Origin of the sequence: Pikeienuella sp., assembly GCF_046290545.1 — a bacterium.
In the GTDB taxonomy this organism is placed as follows: domain Bacteria; phylum Pseudomonadota; class Alphaproteobacteria; order Rhodobacterales; family Rhodobacteraceae; genus Pikeienuella.
In genome coordinates this window covers 125787-140036 of the sequence record NZ_JBKAGV010000008.1, presented here as the reverse complement: position 1 = coordinate 140036, position 14250 = coordinate 125787, and the positions used below count along the sequence as shown (strand labels likewise).

The 14250-nt window shown below is 69.8% G+C and carries 18 protein-coding genes; 7 read left to right on the top strand and 11 right to left on the bottom strand.

The window, feature by feature from the left end; genetic code table 11:
- Positions 1-1401, bottom strand: coding sequence for a short-chain fatty acyl-CoA regulator family protein (locus ACE37J_RS06925; RefSeq protein ID WP_409709093.1), 1401 nt, complete (start codon positions 1399-1401; stop codon positions 1-3).
- Positions 1402-1556: 155 nt separating this feature from the next.
- Between ACE37J_RS06925 and ACE37J_RS06920 the strand changes: the two genes are divergently transcribed.
- The 4 genes from ACE37J_RS06920 (at position 1557) to ACE37J_RS06905 (ending at position 4881) form a co-directional block, all read left to right on the top strand.
- Entirely contained in the window at positions 1557-2423 is an 867-nt protein-coding gene (locus ACE37J_RS06920; RefSeq protein WP_409709090.1) for a MaoC family dehydratase N-terminal domain-containing protein, read from the top strand.
- On the top strand, positions 2420-3658 hold the full coding sequence (locus tag ACE37J_RS06915) for a CoA transferase (RefSeq protein WP_409709087.1): 1239 nt from the start codon (positions 2420-2422) through the stop codon (positions 3656-3658). The genes ACE37J_RS06920 and ACE37J_RS06915 overlap by 4 nt, the downstream gene beginning before the upstream one ends.
- A 378-nt stretch (positions 3659-4036) precedes the next feature.
- On the top strand, positions 4037-4420 hold the full coding sequence (locus tag ACE37J_RS06910; RefSeq protein WP_409709084.1) for a phage holin family protein: 384 nt from the start codon (positions 4037-4039) through the stop codon (positions 4418-4420).
- Positions 4417-4881: a hypothetical protein gene (locus ACE37J_RS06905; RefSeq protein ID WP_409709081.1), complete on the top strand. Its 465-nt coding sequence runs from the start codon at positions 4417-4419 to the stop codon at positions 4879-4881. Before ACE37J_RS06910 ends, ACE37J_RS06905 begins: the two co-directional genes overlap by 4 nt.
- A gap of 15 nt (positions 4882-4896) precedes the next feature.
- Here ACE37J_RS06905 and ACE37J_RS06900 read toward each other — a convergent pair whose 3' ends face one another.
- Positions 4897-6033 (bottom strand): AI-2E family transporter, encoded by a 1137-nt coding sequence (locus ACE37J_RS06900; protein ID WP_409709078.1) that lies wholly within the window; start codon positions 6031-6033, stop codon positions 4897-4899.
- 58 nt (positions 6034-6091) lie between these two features.
- Complete coding sequence (locus tag ACE37J_RS06895; RefSeq protein WP_409709075.1) at positions 6092-6286, bottom strand: PLDc N-terminal domain-containing protein; 195 nt, start codon at positions 6284-6286, stop codon at positions 6092-6094.
- 174 nt (positions 6287-6460) lie between these two features.
- Between ACE37J_RS06895 and ACE37J_RS06890 the strand changes: the two genes are divergently transcribed.
- A complete protein-coding gene (locus tag ACE37J_RS06890) occupies positions 6461-8017 on the top strand; it encodes a phospholipase D family protein (RefSeq protein ID WP_409709072.1) in 1557 nt (518 codons plus the stop codon).
- An 82-nt stretch (positions 8018-8099) separates the two neighbouring features.
- On the opposite strand, the gene ACE37J_RS06885 is transcribed toward ACE37J_RS06890, so the two are convergent.
- Both ACE37J_RS06885 and ACE37J_RS06880 read right to left on the bottom strand, forming a co-directional pair.
- Positions 8100-8456, bottom strand: a complete 357-nt coding sequence (locus ACE37J_RS06885; RefSeq protein WP_409709069.1) for a hypothetical protein — start codon at positions 8454-8456, stop codon at positions 8100-8102.
- An 85-nt stretch (positions 8457-8541) separates the two neighbouring features.
- Positions 8542-9276, bottom strand: coding sequence for a Crp/Fnr family transcriptional regulator (locus ACE37J_RS06880; protein ID WP_409709066.1), 735 nt, complete (start codon positions 9274-9276; stop codon positions 8542-8544).
- Positions 9277-9425: 149 nt separating this feature from the next.
- Here ACE37J_RS06880 and ACE37J_RS06875 point away from each other — a divergent pair, with 149 nt between their 5' ends.
- Positions 9426-10376, top strand: coding sequence for an HWE histidine kinase domain-containing protein (locus ACE37J_RS06875; RefSeq protein ID WP_409709063.1), 951 nt, complete (start codon positions 9426-9428; stop codon positions 10374-10376).
- Here ACE37J_RS06875 and ACE37J_RS06870 read toward each other — a convergent pair.
- Genes ACE37J_RS06870 through ACE37J_RS06860 form a run of 3 tightly spaced genes read right to left on the bottom strand, consistent with a single transcriptional unit; the run spans position 10363 to position 11338 of the window.
- The gene (locus ACE37J_RS06870) at positions 10363-10590 is read right to left on the bottom strand and encodes a hypothetical protein (protein WP_409709060.1); all 228 of its coding nucleotides are present in this window, start codon (positions 10588-10590) and stop codon (positions 10363-10365) included. The two genes, ACE37J_RS06875 and ACE37J_RS06870, sit on opposite strands and share 14 nt — an antisense overlap.
- A gap of 23 nt (positions 10591-10613) precedes the next feature.
- Positions 10614-11117 carry a Dps family protein gene (locus tag ACE37J_RS06865; protein ID WP_409709057.1) on the bottom strand — a complete coding sequence of 168 codons (504 nt, stop codon included), beginning with the start codon at positions 11115-11117 and terminating at the stop codon, positions 10614-10616.
- A 41-nt stretch (positions 11118-11158) separates the two neighbouring features.
- Complete coding sequence (locus tag ACE37J_RS06860; protein ID WP_409709054.1) at positions 11159-11338, bottom strand: hypothetical protein; 180 nt, start codon at positions 11336-11338, stop codon at positions 11159-11161.
- Between the two features lie 144 nt (positions 11339-11482).
- On the opposite strand from ACE37J_RS06860, the gene ACE37J_RS06855 reads away from it, so the two are divergent.
- Positions 11483-11656, top strand: coding sequence for a DUF1328 domain-containing protein (locus tag ACE37J_RS06855; protein ID WP_409709051.1), 174 nt, complete (start codon positions 11483-11485; stop codon positions 11654-11656).
- 103 nt (positions 11657-11759) lie between these two features.
- On the opposite strand, the gene ACE37J_RS06850 is transcribed toward ACE37J_RS06855, so the two are convergent.
- Genes ACE37J_RS06850 through ACE37J_RS06840 form a run of 3 tightly spaced genes read right to left on the bottom strand, consistent with a single transcriptional unit; the run spans position 11760 to position 14185 of the window.
- Entirely contained in the window at positions 11760-13475 is a 1716-nt protein-coding gene (locus tag ACE37J_RS06850; RefSeq protein WP_409709049.1) for a sensor histidine kinase, read from the bottom strand.
- A gap of 6 nt (positions 13476-13481) precedes the next feature.
- The gene (locus ACE37J_RS06845; RefSeq protein WP_409709046.1) at positions 13482-14018 is read right to left on the bottom strand and encodes a sigma-70 family RNA polymerase sigma factor; all 537 of its coding nucleotides are present in this window, start codon (positions 14016-14018) and stop codon (positions 13482-13484) included.
- Complete coding sequence (locus tag ACE37J_RS06840; protein ID WP_409709043.1) at positions 14015-14185, bottom strand: NepR family anti-sigma factor; 171 nt, start codon at positions 14183-14185, stop codon at positions 14015-14017. The genes ACE37J_RS06845 and ACE37J_RS06840 overlap by 4 nt, the downstream gene beginning before the upstream one ends.
- Positions 14186-14250 lie beyond the last annotated feature (65 nt).

Below are 14250 nucleotides of genomic sequence, written 5' to 3'. Positions count from 1 at the left end.
TCAGCTGTCGTAGCGGGTCGCGCCCCTACGGTTCTCGTCCACCGGGCCGGAGGGCAGGAGCGCGGGCTGCGCCCGCTGATCGCAGGTGAGGCGCGGGCAGAGCCGGCAGTTGATGCCGATCTGCGCCGCGTGGGCGCCGTCGAGCCGCATCTCCTCGGCGTAGCCGATCGCCCCGGCATGTTCGACGGCGCAGCCGATCGCCACGGCGAGGCGCAGGTCCTGAGACCTGCGGGTGAAGCTCGGCCTGTCCACCGTGCGGGCGAAGACGAGGAACTGGGTTGAATCCGGCATCTCCACGAGCTGCGAGACGATCCGCCCCGGTGTCCGGAAGCAGCCGTGAATTTCCAGCCGCGGGCAGGCGCCGCCATATTCGGCGAGGTGGAAATCGGTCGAATTGAATCGCTTGGTCACGTTCCCCGCCCGGTCGATCCGCAGGAAGAAGAAGGGCACGCCGAGCGCGCCGGGCCGCTGCAGCGTCGCCGCCCGGTGGCTCGCCTGCTCGAAGCTGACGCCGAAGCGCGTCGCCAGATGGTCGAAATCGTACTTCGAGCCGCGCGCCTCGGCGAGGAAGCGATCGTAGGGCATCAGCGCCGCAGCGGCGAAGTAGTTGGCGAGCTCGACCCGGCAGCGCGCACGGCCCCTCGCATCCTCGATCCCCGATTGGGAAACGAGATCTTCGAGGAGCGCGCCATGCTCGATAAGCGCCGCGACGTGGAAGAGCTGAAAGATCCTGTTTGGCTGGTCCAGCGCTTCGGAAAGCAGCACCTCGCGCCGCGTCTCGTCGTATCTGCGGAGCGTGTTCGGCAACTCCGCCGCGGGCGCGAGGCGCACATGGACGCCGAGCGCCTCGCCGAGCCGCCGCTTGATCCAGGAGTAGGTTTCGTCCGCCGCTTCGACGCCCGCGCCCCGGAACGCCTCCGCTGCGCGCTCGAGCGCGTCGAAATGGTTCCTTCGCCGGCGGAAGAAGGCGTGGACAGAAGCCTCGGGCGAAGCGGCGAGCGCCTCCGAGGCCGCGTCCGCCCCGGCGACAGAGAGGAGCCGCGCGCTCACCGAATGATAGGCGGCGTGGAGCTTCAGGAAACACTCGGCGAGGTCAGGGCTGTGCGCCCGCGCGGCGCGAAGCTGGGCGAGGTCCGGGCGATTCTGGTCGAAAAGCGGATCCTGCAAGGCGGCGCGGAGATCGGCGAGGCGCGCGGTGTCGTCATCCTCCGCGATGTCCCGCCAGTCCACGCCGTAGGCCTCCATCAGCTTCAGGAGGACGGGAACGGAGACGCTGCGCTCGTTTTTTTCGAGGAGATTGACGTAGGAGGTGCTAATGTCGAGGGCGCGGGCCATGCTCGCCTGCGTCTCCCCGCGCTCTCGCCGGAGCCGGCGCAGATGCGGCCCGATGAAGGTCTTCATTCCAGCGTCTCCCGCCCGCACGCGATTACACAAGTACACAGATTTGTGCATTTGTAAAATTTCGCAAACACAACAGGACGCGGTTTCGTTTCCGCCCGCGGGCCGCGTGGACTTATGGGATCATGGCGAACGCAAAAAGGGCGGGGTAGGGCCGGATGAACACCCGGACGAGGACGGAGCCGACGCGACCCGAGGACTGGGTCGGGCGCAGCGAGACGCGCGACGGGCGGCTGACGATGGAGATTGCCGGCATGCTCGCCGTCTCCACAGGGCATCACTCCGCGCCGCCGCCGGACTTCGCGCCCGGCGCGCCGATGCCGCCGCTCTGGCACTGGGCGGCGTTTCCGGAATTCGCGCCGATGTCGGCCCTCGGGGAGGATGGCCATCCGCGCACTGGCGGGTTCCTCCCCCCCGTTCCGCTGCCGCGCCGGATGTGGGCCGGCGGCGCGCTGTCCTTCGAAGGGGCTCTCCACATCGGCGAACGGCTCGGCCGCCGCTCAGAGATTCTCTCGGTCGAGGAGAAGACGGGCGGCGCGGGGCCGATGGTGTTCGTCTCCGTCCGGCACGAGATTTCCGGCGCGAAGGGCCGCGTCGAGGAGCGGCAGGATATCGTCTACCTCCAGATCCCGGCGGAGTTCCGGCTTCCGAAGCCGACTCCGGCGCCGGAAGCCGTGGACTGGGAAGAAGGCCTTGAAGCGGGGCCGGCGCGGCTCTTCCGCTTCTCGGCCGCCACGTTCAACTCCCACCGCATCCACTACGACCAGCCCTATGCGCGCGAGGTTGAGAAGTATCCCGGCCTCGTCGTCCACGGCCCTTTGCAGGCGATCCTGCTCATAGAGGCCGGGGCGCGCCACGCCGGCGCCGCCCCCTCCGCCTTTCGCTTCAGAGGAGTGAGTCCGATGTTTCACGACCAGCCCCTGCGCCTTGTCGGCCGCCGCGAGCCGGAAGCGCCGGCGATGACGCTCTGCACCGTCGCCGACGGGCGGCAGGGGATGCAGGCGCGGCTGGAGTGGGCGCAATGAGCGGCGTTCTCAAGGGCATGCGCGTCGTCGAGGGCTCGGCCTTCGTCGCGGTTCCCCTCGCCGGAATGACCCTTGCGCAGATGGGGGCGGATGTCATTCGCTTCGACCGGATCGAGGGCGGGCTCGATGCGACGCGCTGGCCTGTCACCCGGTCCGGCCGCTCGCTCTTCTGGGCCGGGCTGAACAAGGGCAAGCGCTCCCTCGCCATCGACCTCAAGCATCCCCGCGCGCGGGAGATCGTTGCGGAAGTGATCTGCGCGCCGGGCGAGGATGCCGGTCTCTTCATCACCAACCTGAAGGTAAAGGGCTGGACCGACCACGCGACGCTCCGCGCCCGGCGCCCCGATCTCTGCATGGTCAACCTGACGGGGGACCGGCATGGCCGCCCGGCGGTGGACTACACCGTCAACCCCGCGGTCGGCTTCCCGATGGCGACGGGGCCGGAGGGCTCGTCAGAGCCGGTCGCGCATGCGCTCCCCGCGTGGGACTGCATCGCGGGGAACATGGTCGTCTCCGCCCTCCTCGCGGCGGAGCGGCGGCGGCTGAAGACCGGCCTGGGCGACGCGGCGGAGCTCAGCCTCAAGGATGTCGCCGCGGCGATGCTCGGCCATCTCGGGATCATCGGAGAGGTGGCGGTGAACGGCGTGAGCCGCGCGAAGGCCGGGAACGCGCTCTATGGCGCCTATGGGCAGGACTTCCTCTGCGCTGACGGCGAACGGGTGATGGTCATCGGCCTTACGGAACGGCAATGGGCCGGTCTCCTGAAGACGACGGGGATGACGGACGAAATGGCGGCGCTCGGCGACCGGCTCGGCCTCGATCTCGCGGACGAGGGCGCGCGCTGGAAGGCGCGGAAGGCGATCACCGCCATTCTCGCCCCCTGGTTCGCGGAGCGGCGCGTCACCGATTTCGCCGCCGCTTTCGACAAGGCCGGGATCACCTGGTCGGTCTTCCGCAGCTTCGCCGACGCGCTGGAAAGGGACCCGGACTTCTCGACCGAGAACCCGATGTTCTCGATGGTGGAGCAGCCGGGAGTCGGCCGCTATCTCAGCCCTTCCTCCCCGATGACCTTCGCGGGACTCGCGCGGGACGACGCCCGCCCGGCGCCGCTGCTCGGCGAGCATACGGAGGAGATTCTGGCGGATGTGGCGGGCCTCCCCGATACGGAGATCGCCTCGCTCTTCGATGCGGGGGTCATCGCGCGCCCTTCGCGTGAGGCGAGACTGGCGGGATGAAGCGGAGCGCCGCGGCGCCTTGACCGCCCCGGTCGACCTCGGAGCGGCTTCGGTCCGATTTAGGGCCGACGCGGACCGGATGTGAGGCGGCGTCTCTTTCGTTGGCGAGAGGCTATCGGCGCCAAGGGCTGGCGGCGCGCCTGATCTTGCGGAGAACCATCTCGCGGGATGTGGATATCTCGGAGACGACCGTGAAGGCGGCCGTGGCGCGGAGCCGCCAAGACGCGCTTTCGATACCGCCGCATAGGGCGCGAAAGATGGAAGCGTCGCGGCGTCGAGGGCTCGCATCGAGCCCGTCGGAACCATTTCCGCCGTTCGCGCGTTTCAGTGACGTTGTGAGGAATCCGGCCCACAACCCCGCTTCGCGAGGAGGCCGCCATGAACAGACCCGCGCCAGACGGCGCCTTCGCGGAGTTTCTTGACGAGGCGGCCGAACTTCGCCGCATGGAGCTTGAGCTCCTTCGCGCAGAAATGGGCGCGATGTGTTCAAGGGCGGTGGCGGGGCTTGGCCTTCTGATCCTGGCGGCCACGCTGACGCTGGCGACGGTGGGGCTTCTCGCGGGGGCGCTGGTTGCGGCGCTGATCGGCGCCGGCCTTGCGGCGGCTCCGGCGGCGTTGCTCGCCGCCCTTGCGACAGCGGCCCTCGCAGCCATCGCCGCGCTGTTCGGGCGAAGCGAGATCCGCGCTGCGGCGGCCGGGCCGCGGAGGAGCGTCCGCGCCCTAGCGCGGGATCTTGCGCTGGCCCGCGGGGCGCTCAGGTGATCTTTCGCAACCGCCATGCGTCGCGCCTCGACGCGCTCGAGGCCGAGACCGGGCGTCAGCGTGCGAAGGCGGCCGCGGCGGCGGCGCGGGCGCGGGCCTCGCTCACGCCGGCGAACCTCATGGCCGAGGCGGGCGCTCGGCTCGGCGGCGCCGGACATGTCGCCGAAACCGTACGCGCCGCGCCCGCGCCCTCCCTGATCGCAGGCTTCGGGCTCGCCTGGCTGATCGGCGCGCATCTCGGCCGCGGTCGACCCGCCCCGGGCGCGCCGGACGTTCAACCGGCCTCCGGCGGGGAGCCGTCGGCGCTCGGCGCCCTCGCCTTCATCGCCGGGGCGATGGCGGCGGGCGCATCCCCCCTTTCGCCGCGCGAAGAGCGGTCGGCCGTCCAGGCTGCGGATCGGGCTCGCGAGGGCTGGGACTACGGCGTGCGCGCCCGCGGCGACGCCGGCTCGCGCCCGTAGCGCGCGGACGGCGCTTCACGGATCGCGCGCCGCGGGCTCGGACGAAAGCAGGAGCGACAGGCCGCGGAGGGCGTCGATCCGTTCCGCTACGGCCTTCACCAGCACGAGCAGCGGCACGGCGAGCAGGGCGCCGGCGACGCCCCAGGCCCAAGTCCAGAAGATCAGCGAGACGAGGACCGAGATCGCGCTCAGCTCAAGGCGACGGCCGAGGATCGACGGCGTCACGACCTGCCCTTCGAGACTGCCGAGCGCAAGATAGGCCAGCGGCGCCAGAAGGGCGTAGCCTATGCCGTCAAAGCTCACGATCGAGACCGCCGCGGCTGTCGCCGCGCCGATGGCTGTGCCGATGAACGGGATGAAGTTGAGAAGGAAGGCGGCGAGCCCCCAGAGATAGGCGTAGGGCATCCCGACCGCGAAGAAGGCGAGAAAGATCGCGACGCCGAGCCCTGCATTGATCAGCGTGATCGTGAACAGGTAGCGGGAAATGCGGATCTCGATCTCGTAGACGGTTTCGAGCGCGTTCCGCTTTTCCCTGAAGGTGGGGAAGGCGCGCACGAGTTTCGCGTGAACGCCTCGGCCCGCCGCGAGAATGAAGAGCGCGAGAATGAAAGCGACGGCGAGGGTGGTCGCGCCGCCTGCAAGATTGCCGATCGCGGCGCCGAGCATTCCGGGCTGGGCGACGACGACCGTCGGCTCTCCGGATGAGAGGGCGGCGTCGGCGATCTTCTCGACTTCCTCGGAGGCGTCCTTCACCGCCTCGACCGAGGCGCTGAGCTGGGCGAGCTTCTGGCGAAGCAGGAAGCCGAGGCGCGGAGCCTCGGCGGCGAGCTCGGACACCCGGTCGCTCAGCGAGAAGATGAGCGCGACGGCGCCGCCCCCGAGCAGGCAGACGAACGTCCCCGCCGCCAGCGCCGTCGGCGCGCCGGCCCGCACTGTCGCCCGCACCAGAGGGCTGAAGGTCAGGGCGAGGAGGACGCCAAGGACCAGCGGCAGGATCAGGTCCTTCGCGAAGTAGATCGCGGCGATCAGGTGAATAACGAGGATCGCCGCGACGACGCGCCGAAGCCCTGCGAGTTCGATCGTGCGCCTATCGTGGGCCGGCCCGGCTTGCGGAGAGGGCGCGGCCGCGACAGCGGCGTGCTCGCCATCCATCCCGCCCGGCCTTTCCGCCGGCGCATTCGAAAGATCGACACGCGCCTCCACGGCGGCGTCAGACGCGCGCGGAGGATGCGCGCGGGCCGAACAGCAGCCAGAGGATCAGGCCGAGCAGCGGCAGGACAAGGATCAGGAGCACCCACAGGACCTTTCGCCCGGTCGAAGCGCCCGAGCCGATGACGGAGACGATCGCCCAGATGTTGAGCGCAAGGAGGATCAGCCCCCCGATTCCGGTGATTTCCACGCTCATTCCCCAGGTCCTCCAGGTTTGTCAGGGAGGCGAAGAATCCGCGCCGCGCCGCGTCGAGGGTCGTACACGCCGCGAGGAGAAAACTCTTCGCCCGGCGTTGGAACGCGGGCGCGCTGATTTCGTTCCATCAGTCATGCGCAGTATCCGGCGCGTGGAAATCCGGGATGTATCGGCATGGCGAAGCGACGGTCCGGGGCGACGCCCTTGATAACTGCGGCCGAGGCGTTCCCGCTGCTGGAGCGGCGGGCGGCATCGGCCGAGCGGGAGGTTTCGCTGCTGTTTCGCGTGTTCGATACGCGGATGACGCTTCGGGACGAGGCGGCGCGGGACCTCGCCCGCGCTGAAGGCGGGGGCGAGGACTGGGCCGGGCTCCTCGTCGCCGTGGCGCGGAAAGGCGTGAAGGTCAGGCTTCAGGTTTCCGATTTCGACCCGATCGGCGGCGCGGCGCTCCATCGGGAGGCGTGGGCCTCGCTCCGTCACCTGTCGGCGCGCGCGGCTTCGGCTGGAGGCGGCCTCCCGATCGAGGCGATGGCGGCGCGGCATCCGGCCGGACTTGGCCTTTTCTGGAGGCGTTTGTTCGCCGCCCGCGCGCGGCGGGAGCTGAAGCGCATCCATGCGCAGGAGGAGGACGCGTTCGCGACCCATCCCTCGCTCCGCGGCGCGGCGGAGGCCTCGCCTCCGCGGCTCTTTCCCGTCACCCATCATCAGAAGGTCGCCGTGGTCGACGGAGCCTTCGCCCTGGTCGGCGGGCTCGATTTCGACGAACGCCGCTGGGATACGCCTGATCATGACCGACCGGCGGCCGAGACGTGGCGGGACGTCACGCTCGCGGTGGACGGGCCCGCCGTCGCGGGGGTCGCCCATGCCGGCGCCGCGATCTGGAGCGACGCATCGGCGGACTGGGCGGAGCGCGACGACCGGGCGGCGCTGCCGTCGCTCGCGGAGCCTCGGGTCTGGCGCGCGGAGCCGGAGGGGGAGCCTGATCCGCTCCTCGCCGTCGTCATGACGCGCTCTGTCCCCGCCGGCGGCGCCTTCGCCTTCGCGCCGAGACGGACCGACGGCGAGACCGAGCGCGCGGTTCTCGGGCTGATATGGTCTGCAAGGCGCTTCCTCTATATCGAGACGCAGTTCATTCGCTGCCGGCGTGTCGTCGACGCGCTGACGGCGGCGGCGCGCGCGGAGCCGCGGCTCGAACTCGTGCTGGTGCTGCCCTTCGCGCCCGAGGCCTACGCCTTCGAGGGGCGGCGCGATACGGCGACGCGGCATGGAGAGGCGCTTCAGCTGCGCACGCTCAGGCGCCTGCGCGCCGCCTTCGGCGAACGCGCCGCCATCCTGAGCCCGGCGAAACCGGCCCGGCGCAAGAAGGCCGACGATTTCGTGGCGCATGGCGCCGGCGCCGTCTACGTGCATTCGAAAGTGCTGATCGCGGACGGCGTCGCGGCGCTGATCGGCTCGGCCAATCTCAACGGACGGTCGCTGCGATGGGATACGGAGGTCTCGCTCGTCTGGCGGGACGAGGCGGAAGTTGGCGCGTTTCAGGCGCGGCTGGCGGAGAGCTGGCTCGGGGAGCCGCACGGCCCGCCCGACCGCGCCGCGACCTGGCGCGAGGCGGCGACGCTGAACGCCTCGAAGCCGCCCGATCTCAGAAAGGGTTTTCTGCTGCCGCACGACATGAAGCGCCCCGCCCGGTTCGGCCGGATTTTCCCGCTCCTGCCGGACGATCTCTTCTGAGCGGCGGTGGGCCTTTCGACGCGAAAGCGCCCGGCGGGGTTCCCGCCGGGCGCTTCGTCTTTCGTCGACGCCGATTGCGGCGTCAGCGGCGACGCGCGGTGAGCATCCCGATCAGGAGCCCCGCGCCCGCCGCGGCCGCGAGCGCGATGAACGGCTCCTTCCGGACATAGCCGGTGACCGCTTCGCCGCCCTCCTGCGCGCGGCGCGCCGCCGCGCGGGCGGCCTCCTCGCCTTCGCGCCCCAGGTTAGCCGCGCGGCGGGCGGCTTCCGTCTTGGCCGCCTCGGCGCCGGTTCCGGCGAGCGCGCTCACGGATTTCGCAAGCGCGGCGATGTCGGCCTTGATCGTATCGATCCGGTCCGAGAGGTCGGCCTGCGCGGCCGAGAGATCCTTCGACGCTTGGGGCGCCTTCTCGGCGACGGACTTGAGCTGGGTGGACATGTCGATCCTCCTTCCGGTGATTGCTTTGCGCCGATGGCGCGCACCGGAAGAACGCGTCGCGCGCCGGATCGTTCCTTGCCGAGGGTCAGAGCAGCGGGCGGCCTTGCCCGCCCGGCTCCTCGTCGGTCATCGCCGCCTCTTTCAGGCGCGTCTCGTCGAGGATCGTCATCGTCCCGTCCGCGATGCGGATCAGCCGCGCGGCGCGCAAGCTCTGAAGCATCTTGTTGGTGTGGACGAGCGAAAGGCCGGCTGCGTCCGCCAGATCCTGCTGGCGGAAGGGAAAGGGCGTCTCCAGCCGCGTGTCGGAGAAGGCGCTCTCCTCCGCGCGGCGGCCTAGATAGAGGAGCAGCGCCGCCACCCGCTCCCGCGCGTCCCGCCTGCCGGCGGAGAGAAGCATCTCCCCGAGGGAGCGTTCCTCCGTGGCGGCGAGCCATATCAGGTCATAGGCGCGGGCGGGGCTGCTCCGGAACAGCTCCCACAGCCGCTCCCGCGAGAAGACGCAGAGCCGCATGTCGGTGACGGCTTCGACGCCGTGCGCCATCTCCGTCAAGAGGCTCGACTGCAGGCCGACCAGATCGCCGGGGAAGACGAAGTTGACCACCTGGCGGCGCCCGTCCGCGAGCAGCTTCGTGCGCAACGCCGCGCCGGAGAGCACCGTGTGGAAATGCGGGGACTTCGAGCCCTCGATGACGACGGGCGTTCCCGCCTCGACATGAAGCTCGCCGGTCTTGAAGCGCTCCATGAAGGCGAGATCCTCGTCGGACAGGCTCTTGAACGCCTTTCGCGCCCGCAGCGGGCACTTCGCGCATCGAATGCTCACGGCGAAGACTCCGGTTAAGCCATCTTAATGACGGGTCGTCTGCAGCGAGTATGAATGCCCCTTCGCTTCCTCAATGCAACGCAACGCGATTCGTTTCGCATCTTCCCGTCGGGACAAGCCGGGTTGGAACGACAGATCGGATTTTGGCCATGAAGGACCATGCACCGCCAGCCCCCGCCGCCGCAGGCGGGAGGGGAGAGGCGGCCATCGCGTCGGCGGGGGCGATCCTGCTCGACATCGCCCCCGAGCCCGACATTCGCGCGCTCTGCCTCCGGCTCGTCGACGCGCTCGGCGAGGGTTTCGCCGGCGCGGGGGCGGAGGCGGCCGGGGCGCTTTCGCCGGGCGGGAAGGCGGCCTTCGTCGTCGCCTCGGACGCCGCGCCGCGGAACCTCAAGGTGGCGGGAGAGGTCGTATCCGCGGAAGGGCGTTTCGGCTTTCGCGGGCTCGCGTTCGACATCACGCCGGAACTCTCGGGCCTTGAGCGGCTGAGGTTGCGGCAGGCGGAACTGAAGCACCGGGCCGGCAATCTCTATTCCATTCTCGCCGGCCTCGTCTCTCTTCAGTCGCGGAAGGCCGAAAGCGCCGGGGCGCTGGCGGACGATCTCCGCACGCGGATGAGCGCGCTGGCCAATGCGCACCGCCTCACCATAGAGGAAGGAGCGGAGGGCGGCTCGTCCCTCGAGGCACTGGTGGGGGCGGTGGCTGCGCCCTTCGGCGACGCTTCGGGGCGGATCGTCGTGTCGGGCGCGCCGGCGCCGCTGACGGAGGCGGCGCACGAGGCCTTCGGGGTCGCGCTCTTCGAATGGCTCACCAATTCCGTGAAGTACGGCGCGTTGGGGCGGGAGGACGGGCGGCTCGACATCGCCTGGAGCGTCGATGGCGGGACGTTCAGGCTGCGATGGACAGAGACGGGCCGCGCGGGAGGCGCCGCGGGCGCGCGCAAGGGGGAGGGCTCCGGCGCCGGCCTAGGGATCACGGGCCGTGTGCTCGCCCGGCTCGGGATCGTCGCGACGCGCGACTGGCGCCGCGAGGGACTCGAGATCCGGATCGAGGCGCCGGCCGAGGCCGTGATCGCCGGTGACTTCGTCAATCGAGATTGATGTCGTCCTCGTCGGTCAGCGCGCCGGTCGCCGCGCCGGCCGCACCGCCGAGAACGGCGCCGCCGACCACCGATCCCCCGAGAACCGCGGCCCCGGCGGCTCCGGCGCCGGCCCCGATCGCGCCGCCCGAAAGCGCCCGATCGGTCGGGTTGGAGCCGCAGGCGGCGAGGAAAAGAAGCGACGCGGCGGCCGCGCCTGCAAGAAGCGGTTTCATGGCTTGTCTCCTTTCGGCCCCGTTCAGTCCGCGATCATCGCGCGGAGCATCCAGGCGGCCTTCTCGTGGAAGGCGGACCGCGCCGTCGCGAGGTCTTCGGTGACGGGGTCTCCGCCCTCGGCCGCCGCCTCGACAAGGTCGTGCATGAGCCGGGCCAGCGCCTCGTGATCGGCGATGAGCGCCTCGATCATCTCCCGCGCGGAGGCGTCGGGTTTCAGCGCGTCCGCCGCCGACGCGGAGACGGGGCTCGCCGGCGCGAGGCGCCCGAGCGCGCGGATGCGCTCGGCGATCACGTCCGCCGCCGCGAACATTTCCTTGTAATGTTCCTCCGTCAGCGTGTGCGCGGAAAAGAAGAGCGGTCCGACGATGTTCCAGTGGCACGCATGCGTCTTCATGATGAGCGCGTAGGTGTCGCTCAGCGCGGCGGCGAGGCCGTCAGCGATCTTGCCGATGTTCTCGACGCCGGTCTGGGGCCGGAAGGTCTTCGGCCGGGCGGCGAAGGGGACGGGTTTCACTTCGGTTTTCATGTCAGTCTCCTGTTCCTATGGGGTCGGACGGCGGCGCTGCTTCACTCGGTCGCCGCTTTCGCGGCGTCGTCGAGCGCCTCGCCGGCGCGTTCCAGCGGGCCTTCCCCGCCGATCTCCACGTTGATGGGCGCGTAGCCGCCGCCGAAGTCGATCGAAACGCCGGCGATGAACACCGCCACGATCGCAATCGCGACGACGACGCCTGTAGTAACCGGGTTCATTCTTTTTCTCCTGCGTTGTCGAACTTGATGCTGAAACGCGGAGGAGGCGGAATCGTTCCGGGTTCTGTCTATGGAACGATTTGCGTGGCGGGCCGTTAAGCCGGAAGTAGCCACTCAGGCACAGGCCATGAAAAGGAGACTGACATGCTCGGCTGGGCTCTCACATTTCTCGTCGTCGCGTTGATCGCCGGCGTTCTCGGTTTCGGCGGCATCGCGGCGGTCTCCGCGAACGTCGCGCAGATACTGTTCGTCGTCTTCATCGTGCTCTTCGTGATCGCGCTCCTCGCAAATGCGCTACGGGGACGCGCGCCGCGATAAGGGCGACACCGCGGCGATCGAAGGGAAGGGCCGGGCGGCGACGCCCGGCCCTTTTCGTTCCAGCCTTTCGGGAAGCGCCCTGTCGCCGCGGGCACCGCCGGCGTCAGGCGGCGCCTTTCCGTATGGAGAAGAGGCCGGCGCTCGGCTTCAGCGGGGCGAGAAGCGTGACGCGGTGGAACGCTCCGTCGATCTCCGTGTCCAGCGTCCCGCCGAGCTGCTTCGCGAATCCGGCCATCAGCCGCAGGCCGAGGCCGGCCGGCCCGCCATCGGGAGACTCCGCGCCCGCTACGAAACGGTTGGAGACCGAGAGCGTGATGGCCGTCTCGTCTTCCGAGAGCGAGACCGACAGGGCGGGCGACGCCGGATCGGCGTACTTGTAGGCGTTGCCGACCGCCTCGGACAGGAAGAGCGCGATCGGCGTCGCCATCGCCGTATCGACGACGACCGGCGCAAGATCGGTCGAGATGCGGCCGGCGAAGCCACGCGGTGCGAGCGAGGTCTGAAGGTGGCGGCAGATGTCTCCGATCAGCCGGTCGAGCGCGATCCGCTCGACATTCTCCGCCGCGTAGAGGTTCTGATGGACCAGCGCCAGCGCGTGGATCCTGTCCTGAAGCTGCCTGAGCGCGGATTGCGCGACGGCGTCGCTTGATCGCCTCATCTCGAGATTCATAAGGCTCGATATCGTCTGGAGGTTGTTCTTCACGCGATGGTGGACTTCGAGAAGCAGCCTGCGCTGCATCTCCAGCGTTTCCTGAAGGCGTGCGTCGCGGCCCGCGAGCCGCGCCGACATCGCCTTGATCGAATGCCCGAGCGCGCGCAGTTCCCGCGGCGCCTCGTCGAAATCGCCGACCGGCGTTTCGAGATCGCCCTGGCCGATTCGGAACGCCGCCGTCCTCAGCCGCTCGATATGGCGGGAGACGAGAAGATCGATCGCGAAATAGGTGACGCCGACCGCGATGAGCCAGAGCAGCAGGGGAATGAGCAGCGCGGTCGCCTGCGGCGTCGTCGCGAGTTCGAGGAGGCTGGGCGGCGTCCGCGCCGTGACCATCCAGAGCTGTCCGGTCTCGATCGCGCTGACGAAGTAGATGCGCTGAACCCCGTCCGCGCCCGCCGCGCGCAGCTCCCGGTCGCCGAAAACCCGCAGCGGCGACCGATCCTCTGGGAGCCAGGCGTAGGCCTCCGCCTTTCGCGACTCGCCCGGACCGGCGAAGATCGCCTCCCCGTCATAGCCGAGAACGACCGAGAGACTCTCGACCGGCCCTTCCCGCGAGAGGGTGGAGAAGTGATCAAGATCGACGCCGACCGCGATGGCGGCGATCCGGCGCGCCGGATCGGACACGGGATAATAGGCCGCGATGACGCGCTGGCCCGAGATGCGTCCGGTCCGTGCGCCGGAAATCGTGAAGTCGCGGCGCGACTTGAAGCGGCCCCAGTGCTCCGTATCTGCGACGGAGATCGGCGTGTCGGTTCCGCAGGTCGTCTCTCCATCGTCCGAGAAGAGCACGGCGGTCGTCATCCATCGGTTCTCCGCCGCGAGGCGGCGAAGAAATCCGTCGCAGGCGTCGAGCAGATCGGAGGACGATTGCAGCGTCAGCGCGGCCGTCTTTATAGTCTGGCGGATTTCGCCGAACATCGCCCGCTCCTGGTCGACGGCGGCGAGGCTCTTTGCGTGGAACTCGGCGTTCCGGCTTTCCTCGCCCGCCTTCAGCCCGTTCAGGGCCTGAACGAAGGCGAGAAGGCCCACCGGCGTCAGCGCAAGCCCGACGATCAGGGCGAGGCGCACCCTCAAGCGGCCAAAGGCGGCGAGGAAAGGCGTCATCAGCGGTCAGCAAAGCGCGGGGCGGAGCGGGGCCGTATCCGGCGGATCGAGCCCGGCGTCGCCGCTCTCGCCCATCAGCTCCGCGAGGCGCGCGCGGGCGCGGCTGACGCGGCTCTTGATCGTTCCCGCCGCGACGCCGACGATCTCTCCGGCCTCGTCATAGCTGAAGCCGGAGGCGCCGACGAGCAGCAGCGCCTCGCGCTGGTCGTCGGGCAGTTCCGCAAGCGCGGCGCGAAGGTCGAGAAGCGCCATGTGGCCCTGCTGCCGCCCCGCCTCCGAGAGCGCGCCGGTCAGCGCGCCGTCCGCGTCCTCGACCTCGCGGCGCTTCTTGCGCGCCTGGGAGATGTAGGTGTTGCGGAGGATCGTGAACAGCCACGCCTTCATGTTGGTGCCCGGCCGGAATTTCTCCCGGTTCGCCCAGGCCTTCACCATTGTCTCCTGCACGAGGTCGTCGGCCCGCGGGCCGTTGCGCTCGAACGTGCGGGCGAAGCCGCGGACGGCCGGCATCGCCGCGAGGAGCGCCTCCTTGAAGCCGCCGCTCATCGCTTGCGCTCCGCCTCGTCGAGCTGCTGGAGCAATCGCATCAGGTCGTTCGGCAGCGGCTCCGCCGCCACCTCGTCGAACATGGTCCGCAGGCGCCCGATGAGCGGATCGCTCCGCAGGTCCGCCTCCGTATCCGCCGCGGCGCCGTTCGCCGGTTCGCGTTTCATCTTGTCCATCTTCAGCCCCGAATTTTTTCGCGCGCACATGGAACCAACGCCCGACCGGCGCGTTG